We start from the raw sequence: 17,064 nt of genomic DNA on the forward strand, positions 1-17,064 counted from the left end.
TGTATTGCAGGGGCTTCGGGAAGGTTAGTTTTAGTACTGTCCGCTTGTCTTCTAAATTACCTTTCTTCCATATATTCCAAGGACTTGAGATAAAGTCGAGCGCCGTTCTAAGTGCTTCGTCGAAGCTGGCGGCAGGTCGGTGTCCGTTTGCCATTTTTTCCTGCGCGGCAATCTTCTCTTCTTGCAGCTTGCGAATGCGTTCCTCATAGGCCGATATAACAGCGGGCATGTTCGTTTCGACAATGCGCTGGAGGAACTGATTCACCTCGCGGTCGATTTTGACGAGTTGCGCACCGAGCGCCTTTGTCTGGCTTTGCGTTTGCGCGGCGCGATGATCCCATAAATCCTTGAACATCGCCCGCGCGACCTTGAACAGGCTTTCGCTCGGCTGGACACTTGCAAGCAGGGCCTCGAACTCGCCTTCGATCTTATCGCGGCGGATAGACTTGCCGTAATTCTCGCATCCGCGCTTCGGGCAGAGGTAATACGGGTATTTGCCATGCGAGCCCTTCGACCAGCAAGCGGTCAAAGGCGTTCCGCAACTGCACATGACAAACCCGCGCAAAGGGAAGTCTTCGTTCACATTGCGCTTGCGCGGCGCATAGATGCCGCCATGCAGGCGTTCTTGTATCTTCTGGTAGGTCTGGAAGCTGATAAGCCCTTCGTGCTCTGCGGGCCGCAGAGACACGTCCCAATCGGGCAATTCCAAGTACCCCGCGTAGAGCGGCTGATTCAGCATCTGCGTAACGCGGAAATGCCGCACGATCCCTGTACCGTCTTTGGGGAACAAAGGATGGTTCTGTAGGAAATGCTGAACGGCGGCTTGCGTCTCAAAGCGACCGTAAGCGAACCCCTCAAGGCCTTCCTGCACCACCGATGCCACAGGCTCGTCACGTACAAGAATCTTGCCGCGTCCGGCGCGCTTGTAAAGAAATCCGGCGGGGGCCTGGAAAACCCAGAATCCATTGAGAGCGCGCGCCTTCATCCGGCTTTTAGTTTGCTCCGCGTTGTGCTGACGTTGATATTGCGAAACGCTCGCGACGACGTTTTCCACCAGCAGGGATGAAGAGGTATCGCCGAATTCCATGACGGGGCATTCCAGAATGCCTCCCATCTTCCTGATCTCTTCACGCAAAAGCAGATAGTTCAGAAGGTCGCGGCCCAGCCTGTTCGGATGGTCGATAATAAGAATCGTGCCCTTGTGTCGGCGAATGTAGTTCTTCGCTTCGATTAGGCCGGGGCGGTCTGCGCGCTCGCCCGTCATCATGTCCTCAAACACATGCCGGATGTTGTATCGCTTGTTGAGGCCGTAATCGCGGCATGTCCGCTCCTGCGAGTGCAGCCCATCCCCACGCACGGAAGCCTGTTTGGGATCGGACACCCTGCAATAGATGATCGCGTCTCTTTGTGTTTCGTTATCAATCATGCGGGGCCTTCCTTTCCGGTCGTTGTAGCGTCTGTCTCCGTTGTCGTGGGATGAGAAGATTGTACCGTATCCGTGCCGGTATCGGCGCGCTCGTTGAAGGTTCCGGAAATCGACCCACTGAAATCTACGGTGCGAAGGTCGATGCCGAGATCGACAAAGCCTTTCATGATAGACCAAATGGCTTCCAGCATCGCCTGCGTCTGGGCCTCATCCATGTCCAAATCCGCGACCAGCGGCGCGTATTTGGCGGTGTCGAGTTCGAGCGGTGGCGGGGCAGATGTGGCATTGTCCTCTGCAATGACGGTTTTGGCATCGGTGCCGTTAATTGTCGTACTATTCATAATCGGCCTCCTTTTCCGCCGCCCCCCTATTGGAGAGCAAAATGAGGTAGATCGAAGCGGTTCTGCGTCAAGGAATAAAATCCTATATTTTGATGGGTCGCTCCAAGAAAAGAAGCGCCGCGCAAGGTTTGCGCGGCGCTTTCATTACATTTCCAGAGCCCTGCCAAGCAGGTACTCGATGGTGGGATGAAGTCGCCCGCCGGGACGACTGTCGATGAAGAACTGTTCGACCTCGGCGGCGTCATAAACGGCGAGGCAGGCTCCGCCAACACGCACGCCCACGGGAAAGGTGTCCCATTCACGCAATGTGGCGCATTCTTTCAGAGTGAGTTTCAGGCGTTTGGCGACTTTGTATTCGGTTAAGAAAAATCTCATGTCGGCCTCCGAAGTAGGATGAATTCAAGCCTGCACAAGCCACTGTCCGCAGTTAGAAACGCAATAGTCGCCCTGCGGGAAACGGCGGCGTTATCAAAAACCATAACGTTTGACACATAGTATCATTCGTTACGTAGCATGCAATAAACTATGCCACTATTAAAACGATTAGCATTTTAACGTCTTTGTAACCTACAGATTTTGCTACGAGCTTTTTGCAGCTTCCGCTAATTTAACTAGCGAAAACAGTGGACGACAGCGTGTTGGAGGCTCAGTGGAAGCGCCTGTTAAGGAAATGGCACTTTTATCCAAAAACCGTTATGAGCACGTCAAGTCACTTGCGAATGCATGACTTCACGTCGATCATGTGCGCGCTTTTTGGAGTAGGTCTTATGCAAAGCAATCGAATTGCACGGCGGCGGCATACAGTGGCCGCCTTTGCGATCGAAGACAGAGTTGATTTTCGATTCATAGACCTTGCAGAAGAGGGGGTTGCGGAGGTGATATTGAACCCCCCTACTCTTGTGTCGGGTAGGCACTCCATTGCTAAATCCCCAAACGCCAATGGCGGTAGGAGGGATTACTTCTTTAGTCGCCGCATTCCCGTTGAGGGACGAGGCTATCATGAGGAAGTGTATGGGCTAATGCAGGAGGCTCTCACGGAGTTGCATGCTCACTATGCAAACTCTGGACGGTCGCCATTAGAGGATATCGAGTGTTTGGGGGTAAGCGTAGCTGGCGTTGTCCGTGGCGCTAGTATTCTTATACAGCTTCCGCTTTGGGATTGGCCAACGCAGCCAGAAATCGTCTGGCAAGGCCCAGACGGCACCCGCCGCGTGCATTTCAGCCTCACAGAAGTCATTGAGGAAATTTGCACTGGCATCATTGGGGCCGAGGCGGCCCAGTCGCTTCCAACCGATGTAAATGTCAACTTCATTGCGGTGAATGATGCGGTGGCCGCCGCTGCGGCTACGGTTTGTATGCCAGAAGCAGAATTAGGTGGCGCCACGCGGATTGCGCTTGTCCGCGTTCACAATGGCGTAAACTCCGCCTTTATAGCCGACCGACGGTTTTCGACGAGAGCCAGCCATCCAGAGACGGGCCATATTTATCCAGCCTTACATGATATCGATATCGATAATGGATTTCGCGGGGTATGCCCCTTCCACGGAAGTTGCTTGGAAGGGATGATTGGAGAAAAATCCATTCTGGAAAGGGCTTTTCCTAGTGACCCAAATGTAACTCCTATTCCAGAATGGCGTGAAATCTATCTGCGCCTTATCAAGGATGGTGTTGGGGATGTTGCTAGGGCGTTATTTAATAGTGTGATTGGGGACGACAAGTCCAGTAAAGAATCCTTGGGCGTCGATATATACTCTCACTATATTTCTCAAATTGTCCATCAAATGGCGTTATCTGCGATGGTTCCAGATAGAATACTTCTTACGGGGCGGTTTTGCACTTCTCCTGTCATTGAAAAAACTAAAGAAAAGTTAAAGAATTTAACCAACGGATATCCGCTATCTGATGCACTTAGAACTGATAATATAGAAAATATTATCGTATCAGTCCCTAGGAAAAACAGGCGTTATATTGATTTAACAGGATCATTAGCTATAGCGTACTCGAAATCAATTGACAATGACCCAAAGGAAGGGAGGTTTGTTAGGAAAAAAGCTTTCCGTAGACTATTTGACACTTCCGTATTTCTGGATATATAATATGTATATACTTAACAAGTTTAAGTCTCCATTGGGTTGGAGGCAATTCAATTGGATGTCAAAAAGGTCACTCGGTAACAGTTTCTCAATTGCGGCGCGCGAAAAGCTGGCGCGGTCCGCTGCAGCAGATATGCAGAAGGCAGTTGGAATTGAGAAGGCTATCGAAATTTTAGCGGAACTAGCCCCCGGCAATCATTGGGTGCGTGCGGCATTGTTATCCCGGCCCACGAAAAAGTATGTTGCTGAGAATGTACGTGAGATATTGCCACGGGAGACTTTGAGGAAGCCCGGCATCGTCAAATGGCTAGACAGAAAAGACCACAATCGGCTTAAGGAGCTTTCACCGGAGGCGTTTATATCCACGATTTATGGGGAACGGCTTGGACGCGGGTTTACCCAAGCTGATTTACGCACGGCCGATCCCAGTTTATATTCAGCTTTACATAGATGGCTAGCTGATCCCAAAAACCAACTGTCGATTAATCTCCCTACTTTGGCGCAATGGAATAAGTTCCTCATTGATGCCGGGTTAATGGTAGGGAACCGTCTTGCAACTGCTCGCTACTATAGGCGTCATAGGCAGACAACGAGCGAACCTCAATAGTCCCCGCTCTCTATGTAGAAATTGCATTGCGTGCCTTCGTTTAACTTAATAACAAATGTAATGACTGTTCGCGCCGCGCAATATTATGGTCTCGTGGATGGTTGAGCTTGAATAGAGAATAGAAACCAAGGGTATAGACATCGCCCACATCCGCGCTCGGATCAAGTGACAGCGAAACCGCGCTCGCGGTTTTGTTACGGTTCTTCGTGCCGTTTCTCCCCGGGCTGACCGTCCAGCCGACCGTATGGGCGTCACATCATGCCGGCGAGTGTCTATCAAGCGCCGGCCCGCTCCATTCGCCGCGCGGGCGCGGCTCCCGGGTTGGCGATGACAGCCACTCTCGTCCCGGCCTGATTTCTCCGGCCCATCGGCTGAATGGTTCAGCCCTTGAACAAAGGAGAAATCGACATGAACACGAAAAACAATCCCGCGAAGCCGCTCTACCGCGTCACCTTCGCCCGCATCCTAGGCAAGGACGACGACGACAGGGACATTCTCGCCCACGCAAAGGAAATAGGCGCGGTATGGCCGCGTAGAAACGGCAAGCAAGGCGGTGTCCTCACCCTAGACATCATCCCCGTCGAACTGGCGCAGCGCAAAGGCGTCCTCTTCCTGCTGCCCGTGGATGCGAAGCCCGCGCAAGGAGACTTGCTATGAGCCTCCCGACCCACAAAATCGCCGATCTCAACGATCTGCTGCGCACCACCTTCCTCACGGGGAAGGTGGTCCTCACCGAAGGCTTCCGCGCCTTGCCTGAAAATGTTCGCGAAGACGTGCTGACGCAAGTCCGCTGCTTCTCCGATTTCGGCCCCGACAATGACCCGTACGGCGAACACGACTTCGGCTCGATCGACCACCTCGACGCAGGTCGCGTCTTCTGGAAGATCGACTACTACCACGAAGCCACCGCGCGCGTCCTAACGATCATGCTGGCGTCGGAATATTGAGCCGTCCGCTCAACACCAAACACCGGCGGGATACCCCGCTGGTGTTTTCGTGTTCCAGTACTCAGTGGCTATTGTCTAAACGACGACAGCCTCCAGGCCGATAAAGCGTATCCGCACATGGTAATCCATTGCGGCAAGTCTTGTAGCCTCGTCGCGCAACGAAATTTTGCTAAAAAAAGGAATATTGAAAGCACCGTTGACACGCGGAGTATCGGCAATCCAAAATTCTACCGTCCATTTTCTTTCCGCATCCGCAATTGCTCGCCTGAGCGCGTTTGAGGCCTCGACGCCCGAAATTTGGTCAGTCAGTTCAACGAGCTGATCCCATGCCGCTGGATAGCGTTTGAAATTTTGCGCCGCGTTCGAGCCCTGTTTGAAAAAGTGGCTGAGGACGCTGGAACGGCGCGAGCTTTTCTTCACGTGTATGAAGCGCTTTTGAGCAATATCCAGCATGTCGCACGGCTCGAAGTCGGATCGTTGAACGCCCGGCACTCTCACGCTACGCGTGTCGAGCGGCACATAACCCAGGGCGGCGGCGCGCTCTGCATTGTAGCTAGCCTCTGTCTGGTAGCGGCCATTGTCATCCTCGTCATATTCTTTTCGAAGCGGGACGGGTTGAATTTCCCAGTCTGCTATCAAGTCCGCGTAGGATTCCTCGATCGCGTTTTTGAATATCTCATCGATGCGATACCATTCACCTTCGTTTGCGGCGTAGCGGCCGCCCTCGTGAACCAATGAGCCAACGAGAGCCTTACGTATTGTCCATTTTTGATCGGGCCGACCGTCGTTTTCGAACTCGGCGATGATCTTATGCTCTTTCAAGGTTTGCGCTTCAACTTGTTGGATTTTTTCGCCTAGAGCTGAAACGTAATTGCGTAGCAATAGGTCGGGAAACCTTCCACGCAATCTGGGTCCTGCGAACCGAAAAGCGATGCCGTCGTCTTCATAATTGGCGGGAAGCCCGAGTTCGAACTCCTCCTGAAGGTTCCGAATGCTCAGAGCGGCTAAATCGTCCAGTGTCGAGATTAGGCGGCTATCTGGAATAGGGGTCACAACGTCGAGTATCTGAAAGGCGGTCTCTCGATAACGGATTGCGGTAAAGTTCTCCAGCGCTTCGGTCGCAATGGCAGGAAGGTCATCGAGCGAGTATTCACCGGTAACTTTCAGCGAGCGGGCGCCCGTGAGCGCATCTGCGGTTGCGTCATCCCGCGTCTTACCGCTCACCTTCCGAACGAGATCCAAAGCATCGTCAAGACCGAATGAGCGCAGGTCGCGCTGGAACGGCGACAAAGATATCCCTCTCATCGCGTCTCCGAGGTTGGCGCGTTCGAGCCGTTTTAGTTTACCGTCGTCGAGTGCGTTGATCGCTGCGCGCAGTCCAAAGTCGCCCTCGAAGTTATCTTCATCGAGCAACATCCATCCATGTGCAAAGGTGGCCGCGAAAATTCGCTCCGATTGACGGAAAACAAGGACTGCACAGGCTGAGCTTGTCTGTATATTTCCGGGAACGCGAAAATGGCCGCGTAGCTCCCTTAGCCATTTGGGTGGAAATTCTGGCGAGTCGAAAACGTAGAGGCATGCGCCTTCAGCGAAGTCTTGCTTGGCTACTGCGTGTACCGACGGCGTGCCGATCTTCCTGGCTGCGCTTTCGGACAACACCTGATGGAATTCTTCAACATCGGGTTTTGCCAGATGTAGCGTATATGACTTCTTTGCCATCGATTTCCCCTCACCTGAATGCTCCCCGCATCACAATGTGACGTTGCATGCCGAAACGCAAATCCTGTTTTTGGGGTGCGACGCGGATCGAAGTTCTGGAAAATAAAAGTGGGCCGCGCCGGGATGCTTAAGGCCATTTTAACGAAAGTCGGACGGCCTGAGAGCTGCAAGGCAATGGCGCTAATTTCGTTCAATAAGTTCATTCCGCTGATCGCAAGATGTGCGGGGTACTACCCCCCGCAATCTTGGCAAGGGGGCGTTGCACGCCCCCGTTGCACCCCCCCAGCTGTGGCGCAGATCAGGCCTAGAGCCTGTCCCGCACCATCTGATCGTATCGCCGATCAACCACTCGCACCGACTGGCCGCTGCGCCACCAATCAGGGCGCGTTCCTGCTCCCCGATACCCCAAGACAAGGAAAGACGCCGCGTCTTCCCTTGACCCATCCCGCCAAAGCGTTCCGCCTTGGGACCGACGAAGGGCTTTCGCGCCCCTCGACCACGACCGCTGTTTCGGCTGCGGCGCCCGACAGGGGCGAGATTGCCGCTCTCCCCATGACCCCATCGCATAAAACGTCAGTGCGCTTCGGCATCCATCCACCTGCGCAACGAGCGCGTCAGCGTCCACGGATCGACCTTGAATTCGGCGGCAATGGCCCCGATGGTCGCCAGCTTTCCTTCGATTTGATGCCGCGCCGCCGATAGCTGATCGACCGTCAGCTTTGGCGGACGGCCCAGCCGTGTCCCGCGCTGGCGGGTCGCCGCCAGCCCTTCCTTGGTGCGGCGCGATATGTGCCGCCGTTCCAGCCGTGCCTGCGCCGTCAGAATCGTGAATATGAACTCACCTTCCGCTGTCGATGTGTCGATGGCCGCATTGACGATGTGGAGGAAGACGCCGCGCTTACTTAGCTTTTCCTCTGTAAGTAGCGCGTCGATGGGCGATCTGAAGGCGCGATCCACATCAAGCACGACCAAGACGTCTCCCTCTCGCAAGCTATTGATAATCCATTCAAATATGGGCCGCTTGCGGGCAACCGCGCTGCCGGACTCCGGGTGCAGTTCATCGCAATGGGGCCGCAGCGCGTTTATCTGGCGGTCAAGGCATTGATCCGGGCGGGAGCAGCGCAGATAGCCCACTCGCCTACCATTGTATTCATTGAGTTTCTCGATCATTTCGCATGTGAATCAATATGTTAGGTGGTCGCTAGGCTCACGTTTGTGATTGACATAAACGACCGTTTTTGCGGGACGCTCCCGTAAGCCTTCTGCGAATTTGCCGCTACTACCAACATTCTGATTTTCCTTAATTTCTTCACTATTGTCTCATAGCAAAGATCGTCTTTTCAAATTCCAACACAAACGGTCGTTTTCGCGGGTTGCCAAAGTAACGGCATCCGCTGCCTTTCTGCTGTCTCTCGGGATGGCCGCGCCCGCAAACGCCGACACCGCCATGACGGCGGGCGTCATTCTCAAAGAAATGAAGGCCGAAGAGCGCTATCCATTTATGGCGGGTATTGTCGAGGGTCTTGCCTACGCCCGCTATGCCGGAAACGGCAAGGATGCCGAGGCGATGCGCTGCATCTACGATTGGTTCTACGAGAACAAGGAAAGGCCGCATGAAATCCTCGCGGCCTTCAAACGCTTTCCCGACTACACAGCGGGCGCAGTCGTCGCGGCCATGCTGACGAAGGAGTGCGGACGCTGATGCAGACAATCGCACTTCGCTCGTTCCGTGAGGAATTCATGAAGCATGCTGCATGGCGGCGGGAAGATGAACAGCGTGTGCTGGAGCGTGACCGGCAGGAGCGTGAAAAAAAGCGCGAAGAGGCGCTGGACGACCAGCATGAAGCCTTCTTCGATTTCGCCGTGTCCGTGCTCGCAACGGATACGGACATCGTCGCCTTCACCGCAAAGCTCGACCTCTATGATGCCGCCACCGTAGACGCGCTCATGGAAAATGAAGAGGAACTCGCCACCGTTCGCGAGGAGCTGCAAGGCCTGCTTTCCAAGGCTTATGTCTTGCCGGACGGCAGACGGGTATTCCGTACGGAAGACGGGACCAGCGTATTCGATGAGCATGGTGCTGAGGTCAAAGACATCGACCCGATGATGATCGAAGAGTGGCGTCCCAAATGGGAGCGCTATGAAAACCCCTTCGAGCGGGAAATCAGCCTATCCGAGCGGCGCGGCGACTTGCTGGAATATCAGCGTTTCCAAGATGAGATTCGCGACGAGCAAAGCGAGCGGCCGATGACCAAGGACCGGATGGACGAGTTGGAAGACCTGCTTGCCGAAAACGCTCCCGAGCCTGTCAAACGCCGTATGGGCATCCAGCCTGAAGCTTCACCAGACCACACCACCACGCACGGCGAGGAGTTCGATCGCACGGACGACATGGCGCCGACCTCACCGGCATCGCGCGTGATGTCTCCCATCTTCGGCGGCTAATCCGCCGCCGCATCCGTACTGACGCATCGCGGCGTTTCTGCCGCCAGTTTTCGCATCCGAGGCAACCACTCAATCGAAGGAGAACGATATGTGGGGCAGTTCATATGATCGAGCGAAAAACACCGGCCACAACGACGGCACCATGGGCGTCATGCTCGGGGCCGTCGATCATAACCGCGCAAAGCAAAACCAAGAATCCTATCTCGACCGCAGATTGCGCGAAGAACGCGAAGAGAACGAGCGCAAGGCCAGACGGAGCGCCAAGCAGGATGACAGTGCCACCGTTATCTGCACCTATTTGCACGGCAAGGGCCTCATGAGCCGCGCCGACTATCTCCAAGGGCTGGAGTATACCCGCGCCCATCTGACCGAGCGCCATTATCGCGGCTACCATGCATGGGCGATCCCCTTGGTGCGGGTGTTGCGCCGCTCAAAACGGGCGACAGCCTTCTGGCGCGTGCTTGCGCACGCCCGCGCCGATCACATCGCTTTTCTTTACGGCGACACCGCCCGCCGCAACCGCTTTGGGGCGCTGCTATGCGCCATCGGGCATCCAGCTTGCTATCTCATCGGCGGCTTTGTCCGTGGACGCGATTGGCGCGTTCTCTACGAGCGAGACGCCGCGCATAGCTCGAAACAGTCGTAAATCCCTCAATCCCCGCCGGTTGCGACAATCGGTGGGCATCGCGCATATTCTGCAACGGAGCGTCTATGTCTGGCAGCGCCGCCAATGGGTTTGAGAAGTTCGGATGGGTATTCAGCCTTATCGGCATATGGCTCGGTCTGTGTCTTGCCCTGTCTTTCATCTATTCGACCGACGAGCAGTACAACGACATCATCAAGCATTGCGGAGACAGTTCCGCCTTTTGCGCCTGCCAGGCGCAGGCCATTGTCGATCAGCGCAGTTTCCTCGTGCAGCCGCTCTTCATGGTCGGCCTCAAGACCTATCGGAAGGTCGGCCCCATGTGCGCGCAGTACAAATAATCCTCATCCGGTCATCGTAGGGTATCACGGCGCAGGCAACCGGCTTGCCCCGTTGGGGCATTTTCCGGCCAGCCGGAAAACCGCCTATTGCAACGCATCCGCTTATGCAATTTGCCCGCTTCCGCGATAGCCGGAAGCCATCGGGACGGGGAACATCGCTTCCGCCCTGCGGGCGGGGTCTCGCGGCCTGCGGCCCGCATCGAACAGGGAACAGATCATTTTTATTGACAAAATGTAGTTTAAAAACTACATTTAGATATGATCGAACTAAAGCAGACGGAAACCTTCCGTAAGTGGTGGACCAAGCTGAAAGACCAGCGCGCCCGAGGCGTGATTTTGGCACGGCTTGACCGTCTTGCTTACGGGCATGCGGGCGATGTGGAGCCTGTCGGCGAAGGCATTAGCGAACTACGCATCCACTACGGCCCCGGCTATCGCGTATATTTTGAGAAGCGCGGCAACGAAATCATCCTTTTGCTAAGCGGCGGCGACAAGAGCACCCAAAGCAAGGATATCAAAACGGCGAAACGTCTGGCAGCAGAATGGAGTGAGTGAAATGGCAGAGAAAATTACCACCTTCGACCTCGCAGAGGGGCTAACGACCGATGAGGCGATTGCGGCGTTCATGGCTGAAGCTTTTGCATCGGAAGATGCGGGCTATATCGCCCATGCGCTCGGTGTCGTCGCCCGCGCCAAGGGTATGGCGCAGATTGCCACCGAAACGGGGCTTTCCCGCGAACAGCTCTACCGCTCATTCAGCGAGAACGGCAATCCAACGCTGAAAACGACGATTGCGGTGATGAAGGCACTCGGCATAGAGTTGACTACAAGACCACATACGCAACTGACGCACGCATAAAGACTGGCTCAAACGCATGGCAAGACGTAGCGACGTGGATGATCTCACAGATCGGTACAAATGGATACGCGACATAACCGATGACGCCCTTGCCAAGCGCTCGATGATTGCGGAGTTTCATGGTCTACATCATGAACTAAGAGAGCTTCAAAAAATCCTCTTAGAAACGTATGAGCGAACAAAGCCGATAAAGCATCCTCGCGATAAGGGGGATCAACGGGAAGAGATTCTCAGACATTTTCTTGTATCTCACGGCCTAATTCCTGAAAAATATGCGGTGTCGTCGCTTAGTACAAGGGCGGTATCGAGTGATGGGCGAATTAGCCCAGAGCTTGATATATTAATATATGATAAAAGTGAGAGTATTGTATTAAAACGGTTTTCGGGAACTCTTGAGTATTTTCCGATTGAATCCGTTCATGGAACAATTCAGGTTAAATCGAAACTAACAAAGACCGCGCTTCGTGAAGGATTGGAGAACATAAAGTCATTCAAATCTCTTACGCCAGGTAGATCTGAACGGGGACTCGGCGGGTTTTCTGTCTCGACTCCTTTGCAAAGACGTTTTGGAATTTTGTTCGCATATGAATACGAGCTGGAGTGGGGCGAGATTTGCAGGGAGCTGGGTTCCTTTCTCGCTGAAAATCCGGCAGAATTTTTCCCGAACGGGATATTCATTCTCGACAAGGGTTACTTTGTAGCGGGTTCTGATAAGAAGTATTGTCTTGAGCAGAAGGATTTAAAAGGACTAGAAAGTCCCATCGTTTACGGTTTTCCCGATCATACGGGGAACTGTCTTTCATTATTTTATCTTAGGCTAATGGATATTCTGAAATCATCCGTGGCAGGTGTTCCAGATCACTGGAGCTATGAGCAACTTCCGCTTGTTAGCGGCTCACATTCTTACGCTTTTTCCGCGGGTTCGGTTGCGGAGCTTTGGCCGTGCAGTAAGCATGGAACATATCTTAAAAGAATAAATGAAGAGAATATTGATAAGATCGTTCAGTATGCGCGGAGTGCGGAACGAATAAACTGGATAAGAGCTATGGATATAGCAGCCGGAAAGCCGCAGAACGAAGAGATGTATGAAAATCAACAAGAATTTGTTCGGATATACAATCCGAACAACCTGCCATTTTCAGATATTTTGATCGATGAAGGCGGGGGTATGATGGTTGAGATGATTGATGTCGAGGGTATGCGGGTTTGGCTGCCATGGCATTACCTTAAAACTGAAATGCTGATTGAACCATGCCCTAAATGTTTTGCTGACATAACGAAGCGGATTAAGCGCTCTGCACGTACGAAATCTGAAAATAGAAATAATAAATCGGTTAATTAAGGTGGTCATGTTGGGGTTTCCGCAGAGTGCGGAGGGAAATGGATGTTGAAGCTGCTATACGAACTTAGTTATTGAAATAATTACGCCAATTTTATTATATGCGTCATTCCCGAGTTGACAGGTGTTTGTACATAATCAATATGCGTTCCGCATAATATTGCTACAATTATCCTATTGATAAATGCCTCCATCTCCATTGTGAGGTTTAAATTTCCTCCGCTCCCATAAATGGCGAAGCCGAGAGGTTGTTCTGAAAACATAGCTTCATGGATAGCATTATTGCGAAGGTCGGCAGCTTGGGCCGACCATACGGGCGTGTCCATCCCAAATTGGCCGCACATCCAGTCAATGAGTTTGGCATGTGGTATGCGCGCTCGTACACCTTTGACTACTTTTGTCAGCGCGAAGCATGCGTCAAGCGCGGTGTATAAGTAGATAAACCGCTCGAACTGCAAATTGTGTGGGTATTGAGCGATAAAAAGCGCGTGGATCGCCGAAACGACTCTCTTGCATCGCTCGGGATGTGCTCTGTTTTGACACCAGAACATATCCGCCGCCTCTACCCCACTCGCAATGTCCTTATCGCGGCACAGGAAATCCACCAACGCTCCTTGTTTGAGCGGTGTGGCGTCAAGAAATCCTGCCGTTGTTGTGGTAAGTCGCATGCCGATGAAAAATGAAAGGCACCATACAAGAAATTCCACATGTTCTTCGCTATCCGCATCTGCATGGCTAATCCGGTGTGTTTTCGGTAAGCCGAATACTCGGTCGGAGGGATGGTTGCCAGCATATATCCAGTTCTTTTCGACTCCCTCCCAAGTTGGGTATTCGCGGATCATTTCATCGAGATCGTCAAGGGATGCAATGGCAATCGGCCCTATCGATAAATCAAGTCGTTGGGGGAGAAACCCAAAATTCAATTCTATTGCCATACCGCCTATCCGAGTGGGGCTAATGTTTTAATTCCGAAATATAAGTTATTGCTTCACTCGCGTTCGAGATTATTCTGCAATCGAACTCTTTATCCAAAGCGATATTTCGAGCGGAAAGCAGTGATTTTAAAGGTCCTTCCGTGAAAAAGGCGTCACAATACGATAGTGCGGCAGACGCGTGATTAAAATCGTATAAATCGTTTCCCTTTAATCGTCTGTGCTTATCCCATCTGATCGCGGCATGAAGACACGCATGGACGTAAACCGTCGGCAGGCGTTTTCTGATCTCCTTATTTGATTTCAACGCGCTGTAGAGCAGGCCCAAAGCCCCGTTCCGCGAGCTATCATCAAGCACCCCTGATGCTGCATCACTTACCTCGGGAGGGAAAGGCGGAAGAATCTGCAACAGCTTAGCGGAGAGAAGGTCGGCCATGCCTAGCAGTTCCGCATCGAGCGCTTGTTGAAAATTGGCGATGGTTTTCGCATGTTGAGCGATTCCGGTGTTCAGCATATCGGTCGCATCTTTTAGCTTAAGCTGATGGGCGTCGGGAATATTAGGGGTCAGCCGCATTATCTCTTCTAGCGGGAAATCCCACAGATGATCGAAAAAGGCCTTTTGGACTACTAGCAGGGTCGGCTCGTCGAATCCTGACGGAACGGGATGTGCTACACCCAGAACATGAGGTAGTTTTGTCCAGACAAGATGCCGGAGCTGTGAGAGGGTAGTTTCCGATATGGAGGTACGGGCGAGGTGCGTTAATTCGATGATGACGCGTGTTTCAGGATCGACAAGTGTGGTGCCCAAGCTGAGCCTGTCTATAAGTGAAGCGGTCTGAACGCGTGAATTCAAATCGGTTTGCTTGAGAAGCTCAAGAAAGATGCTCTCACTTATCGGGCAGAATACTGATCCGCCTGCAACCGCTTCCGATACCAGCCGCAAAAGCTCTGAATGGCGTGATGATGTATCATGTGATTGGTCCGCTTTTTGAAGATCTATCCAGAAATTCATGTCCAGATAGATTGCCTTTCTGCTTTCTAGCGACTTTCCCAGTTCCGCAGTTTTCGCCGAGACGTATTTATCGAGAGAAATTTGCGGATTGGCGCGATGGTAATCAAAAGTGTTTTTCATGACGGAGAATCGCTCCTATTGCTCTCTGTCCGACGAATAAAGGTATTCGAGCATAGAGGGATTCGTTAATTTAGGAGATCGCATAGCGCTTATGTTTTCGGGCTTTCCGAGCCAACGATATTTATCGGGTTTGTTGCGCACATCGCGGAGCAAGCCGCTCATCTCTTCCCGTTCCCAGAAATAAGGCATATCGACAGTGAAATATCCATGGTCGCGGCTTTCGAGAAGGCCGGACTCAAAGCCCGTTGCGGCGCGTATATCCTCGACCTGTAACAGGGGGCGGGCCTGTTCCGAGAGATTGTCGCCAGAGCCGTTCACCTGATTGTTGTTGACGTTGAAGCCGCGCACCATCACCGAAGTTTTGCCGGAACGGTGCTCGATCTCTTTCAGCGTGTCCGTATCGGGCAGGCCGCGATACAGCGTGTGCGCCACGGCCTTTTTCCAGATACGGGCGGTTTCGCGCCCGTACTTGGCCTCGATCTGCGCCGCCGCGTTCTGGAACACGCCACGGAAATTGACGCCGCCCTGACGGTAGAGGGTGAGGATTTCATAGAAGTTGGACACGTAAAGCTGGCCCCATTCCTCGCCGACGACAAGCGCCCGCAAGGGGCCGTGCGCGTCGGCGAAGCGCTCGATCACGGCGGCGGTCATGGAGCCGACGAAGTTCCGGCTAGTCTCGGAACGAGCCGAGCCGATGATGAACAGCGCCGTGCGCTCGTGCTTCATATCGGCAGGATCGAACGAATTGCGTTCCGTCGCGGCCCGCGCCGCCGAACCTGGCTGGAAGCCTTGCAGCCGTTCGACAATGACGGACGAATAGGCGTTCCACTGGTCGCGCGATTGCGTCAGGCTGGCAATCTGGCGGCACATGCCGGAGTCTTCCTGCATCCGCCCGTCGCTCGCCCATACATAAAGATCGTCGGCGATTTCCTCGCGGCCCCGTCCGAAGAAGTCCCACAAGCCGCCAGCCGTACAGGGCCAGCGTTTAGACGGATAGAGCGCCGTTATCTTGTTGTAGAGCGCGAAGGCCGTCCGCACGCCTTGGCCTATCCAGCGGTGCGAGGGGTGCGGGTCGATAGCGACAAGATAGCTCGCGCAATCATAGGCGACTTCGCCGACGATGGACCGCAGCGCAGGTTGCGCCGCGATCTCCAGCAGCCGCGTGTTAAAATTATACGTCTCGGACGGATAGCCGTAGAGCTGGCCCGCGTTGATGAAGCGCACGATATAGCCTTGCCGCTCCAGCGTCTTCCAAGAAATCCACGCCAGTTCCGCGTCCTTGGGGTCGGTGATGATCTTTGTCAGGTGCGCCGTGCGCGGCGACACCAGATTGACGCCGAGAAAGCGGGCCAGCTTTCCCTTGCCCGCCTGCGCGTCGATGGCAACGGGTTCCGTGCCGCCGTAGACGAGGGCCGTTCCGTTGAGATAGCCCATTTCTATGCCGCGCCGGATATTTTGATAGGTCGTTACATCCTTCATAGCAGTCCCGAATCCTCAAGGCTTTGCGGGTCGTTTAGCTGCGCGTTGCCAAGCTGGCCGCTCGGGTTGGCATCCAGCATGGCTTGCAGTTGCGCCGCCGCTTGCGCTTCGGCGCGGTCGCGGGCTATCCGTGCCTCGGCGGCGTCTTCCCATGCGAGGCGTTGCTCCGCATGGGATTCCAGCATCCAGAAAAATTGATAGATTTCCACGAGGCGACGGACGCTCATTCCTGGTCGTCCTCATCTTCCCAGTTGCTCTGCGATTCCTCGTCGTCCCAACTGGCAAAGCGGAAACTCTCTGATTGCTGGCGCGGCTGGGCGCGTTGCGGTGGTGCCGGAAGCTGGTGGCGCCGCGGCATGTATTCAGTAGGCGGCGCGACCTGCTGCGCTTCTTGTCCCAGCATCATCATGAGGCCGAGCGAGCCGAGCATGTACCCGCCGAGCATCATGTAAGGCAGATAGTTCCAGTTGATATGGATGTTGAGGAACAGATTCGCGAACAGGATGAAGGTTGGCACGAGTAGCGAGCCTGCTAGGCCGAAATGCACGAAGGCGCGGGATTCGTGGGGCATGAAGACCAGCCTGCCGATTTGCAGCGGCTTGTTCCACGACAGCAGGCACAGGATCGTGAGCACGAACGTCACGAAGGCGGCAATCGTGAAGATCACGAAAAAGAACATCATCACGGCGGCACCGAGAAACGCCATCACCATGGCGATGGCGGCGGTTTCATCGTTTTTCTGGGACATGACCTGTCTCCTT

At 53.8% G+C, this 17,064-nt stretch carries 21 protein-coding genes and 1 pseudogene; 12 read left to right on the forward strand and 10 right to left on the reverse strand.

Going from position 1 to position 17,064, the window contains the following annotated elements; genetic code table 11:
• Positions 1 to 139 precede the first annotated feature (139 nt).
• Complete coding sequence (locus tag VGN93_RS17735; RefSeq protein ID WP_327508482.1) at positions 140 to 343, forward strand: hypothetical protein; 204 nt, start codon at positions 140 to 142, stop codon at positions 341 to 343.
• Between the two features lie 72 nt (positions 344 to 415).
• Here VGN93_RS17735 and VGN93_RS17740 read toward each other — a convergent pair.
• From VGN93_RS17740 to VGN93_RS17750, 3 genes and pseudogenes are all read right to left on the reverse strand, one after another.
• Positions 416 to 1,426: pseudogene (locus tag VGN93_RS17740) on the reverse strand (recombinase family protein); the annotation flags it as partial.
• Positions 1,423 to 1,767, reverse strand: a complete 345-nt coding sequence (locus tag VGN93_RS17745; RefSeq protein ID WP_327508483.1) for a hypothetical protein — start codon at positions 1,765 to 1,767, stop codon at positions 1,423 to 1,425. The gene VGN93_RS17745 and the pseudogene VGN93_RS17740, both read right to left, overlap by 4 nt.
• Before the next feature lie 144 nt (positions 1,768 to 1,911).
• Entirely contained in the window at positions 1,912 to 2,142 is a 231-nt protein-coding gene (locus VGN93_RS17750) for a hypothetical protein (protein ID WP_327508484.1), read from the reverse strand.
• 248 nt (positions 2,143 to 2,390) lie between these two features.
• Here VGN93_RS17750 and VGN93_RS17755 point away from each other — a divergent pair, with 248 nt between their 5' ends.
• The 4 genes from VGN93_RS17755 to VGN93_RS17770 all read left to right on the forward strand — a co-directional run bounded on the left by VGN93_RS17755 (position 2,391) and on the right by VGN93_RS17770 (position 5,414).
• Positions 2,391 to 3,863, forward strand: coding sequence for a hypothetical protein (locus VGN93_RS17755; RefSeq protein WP_327508485.1), 1,473 nt, complete (start codon positions 2,391 to 2,393; stop codon positions 3,861 to 3,863).
• Between the two features lies 1 nt (position 3,864).
• Positions 3,865 to 4,467, forward strand: a complete 603-nt coding sequence (locus VGN93_RS17760) for a hypothetical protein (protein WP_327508486.1) — start codon at positions 3,865 to 3,867, stop codon at positions 4,465 to 4,467.
• Positions 4,468 to 4,875: 408 nt separating this feature from the next.
• Positions 4,876 to 5,124, forward strand: a complete 249-nt coding sequence (locus tag VGN93_RS17765; RefSeq protein WP_327508487.1) for a hypothetical protein — start codon at positions 4,876 to 4,878, stop codon at positions 5,122 to 5,124.
• A complete protein-coding gene (locus VGN93_RS17770; protein ID WP_327508488.1) occupies positions 5,121 to 5,414 on the forward strand; it encodes a DUF3768 domain-containing protein in 294 nt (97 codons plus the stop codon). The genes VGN93_RS17765 and VGN93_RS17770 overlap by 4 nt, the downstream gene beginning before the upstream one ends.
• A 75-nt stretch (positions 5,415 to 5,489) precedes the next feature.
• Here the strand turns inward: VGN93_RS17770 and VGN93_RS17775 are convergent, their stop codons facing one another.
• On the reverse strand, positions 5,490 to 7,133 hold the full coding sequence (locus VGN93_RS17775; protein ID WP_327508489.1) for a DUF6119 family protein: 1,644 nt from the start codon (positions 7,131 to 7,133) through the stop codon (positions 5,490 to 5,492).
• A gap of 573 nt (positions 7,134 to 7,706) precedes the next feature.
• Positions 7,707 to 8,303: a recombinase family protein gene (locus VGN93_RS17780; RefSeq protein WP_327508490.1), complete on the reverse strand. Its 597-nt coding sequence runs from the start codon at positions 8,301 to 8,303 to the stop codon at positions 7,707 to 7,709.
• 277 nt (positions 8,304 to 8,580) lie between these two features.
• Between VGN93_RS17780 and VGN93_RS17785 the strand changes: the two genes are divergently transcribed.
• The 7 genes from VGN93_RS17785 to VGN93_RS17815 all read left to right on the forward strand — a co-directional run bounded on the left by VGN93_RS17785 (position 8,581) and on the right by VGN93_RS17815 (position 12,763).
• Positions 8,581 to 8,835: a hypothetical protein gene (locus VGN93_RS17785; protein WP_327508491.1), complete on the forward strand. Its 255-nt coding sequence runs from the start codon at positions 8,581 to 8,583 to the stop codon at positions 8,833 to 8,835.
• Entirely contained in the window at positions 8,835 to 9,578 is a 744-nt protein-coding gene (locus VGN93_RS17790; protein ID WP_327508492.1) for a hypothetical protein, read from the forward strand. Before VGN93_RS17785 ends, VGN93_RS17790 begins: the two co-directional genes overlap by 1 nt.
• 88 nt (positions 9,579 to 9,666) lie before the next feature.
• Entirely contained in the window at positions 9,667 to 10,224 is a 558-nt protein-coding gene (locus tag VGN93_RS17795; protein ID WP_327508493.1) for a hypothetical protein, read from the forward strand.
• A 65-nt stretch (positions 10,225 to 10,289) separates the two neighbouring features.
• Complete coding sequence (locus tag VGN93_RS17800) at positions 10,290 to 10,562, forward strand: hypothetical protein (RefSeq protein WP_327508494.1); 273 nt, start codon at positions 10,290 to 10,292, stop codon at positions 10,560 to 10,562.
• Positions 10,563 to 10,820: 258 nt separating this feature from the next.
• Entirely contained in the window at positions 10,821 to 11,117 is a 297-nt protein-coding gene (locus VGN93_RS17805) for a type II toxin-antitoxin system RelE/ParE family toxin (protein WP_327508495.1), read from the forward strand.
• 1 nt (position 11,118) lies between these two features.
• On the forward strand, positions 11,119 to 11,421 hold the full coding sequence (locus VGN93_RS17810) for an addiction module antidote protein (protein WP_327508496.1): 303 nt from the start codon (positions 11,119 to 11,121) through the stop codon (positions 11,419 to 11,421).
• Between the two features lie 34 nt (positions 11,422 to 11,455).
• The gene (locus tag VGN93_RS17815; protein WP_327508497.1) at positions 11,456 to 12,763 is read left to right on the forward strand and encodes a DUF6602 domain-containing protein; all 1,308 of its coding nucleotides are present in this window, start codon (positions 11,456 to 11,458) and stop codon (positions 12,761 to 12,763) included.
• Between the two features lie 80 nt (positions 12,764 to 12,843).
• Here VGN93_RS17815 and VGN93_RS17820 read toward each other — a convergent pair whose 3' ends face one another.
• The 5 genes from VGN93_RS17820 to VGN93_RS17840 are packed head-to-tail and all read right to left on the reverse strand — an operon-like array spanning position 12,844 to position 17,051.
• On the reverse strand, positions 12,844 to 13,695 hold the full coding sequence (locus VGN93_RS17820; RefSeq protein WP_327508498.1) for a hypothetical protein: 852 nt from the start codon (positions 13,693 to 13,695) through the stop codon (positions 12,844 to 12,846).
• A 19-nt stretch (positions 13,696 to 13,714) separates the two neighbouring features.
• Positions 13,715 to 14,824, reverse strand: coding sequence for a hypothetical protein (locus VGN93_RS17825; RefSeq protein ID WP_327508499.1), 1,110 nt, complete (start codon positions 14,822 to 14,824; stop codon positions 13,715 to 13,717).
• 15 nt (positions 14,825 to 14,839) lie between these two features.
• Entirely contained in the window at positions 14,840 to 16,303 is a 1,464-nt protein-coding gene (locus VGN93_RS17830; protein WP_327508500.1) for a type IV secretory system conjugative DNA transfer family protein, read from the reverse strand.
• Positions 16,300 to 16,530: a hypothetical protein gene (locus tag VGN93_RS17835; protein ID WP_327508501.1), complete on the reverse strand. Its 231-nt coding sequence runs from the start codon at positions 16,528 to 16,530 to the stop codon at positions 16,300 to 16,302. The genes VGN93_RS17830 and VGN93_RS17835 overlap by 4 nt, the downstream gene beginning before the upstream one ends.
• On the reverse strand, positions 16,527 to 17,051 hold the full coding sequence (locus tag VGN93_RS17840; RefSeq protein ID WP_327508502.1) for a hypothetical protein: 525 nt from the start codon (positions 17,049 to 17,051) through the stop codon (positions 16,527 to 16,529). The genes VGN93_RS17835 and VGN93_RS17840 overlap by 4 nt, the downstream gene beginning before the upstream one ends.
• Positions 17,052 to 17,064: the final 13 nt, after the last annotated feature.

It is taken from the genome of Shinella sp. (assembly GCF_035998705.1).
Classification (GTDB): Bacteria; Pseudomonadota; Alphaproteobacteria; order Rhizobiales; family Rhizobiaceae; genus Shinella.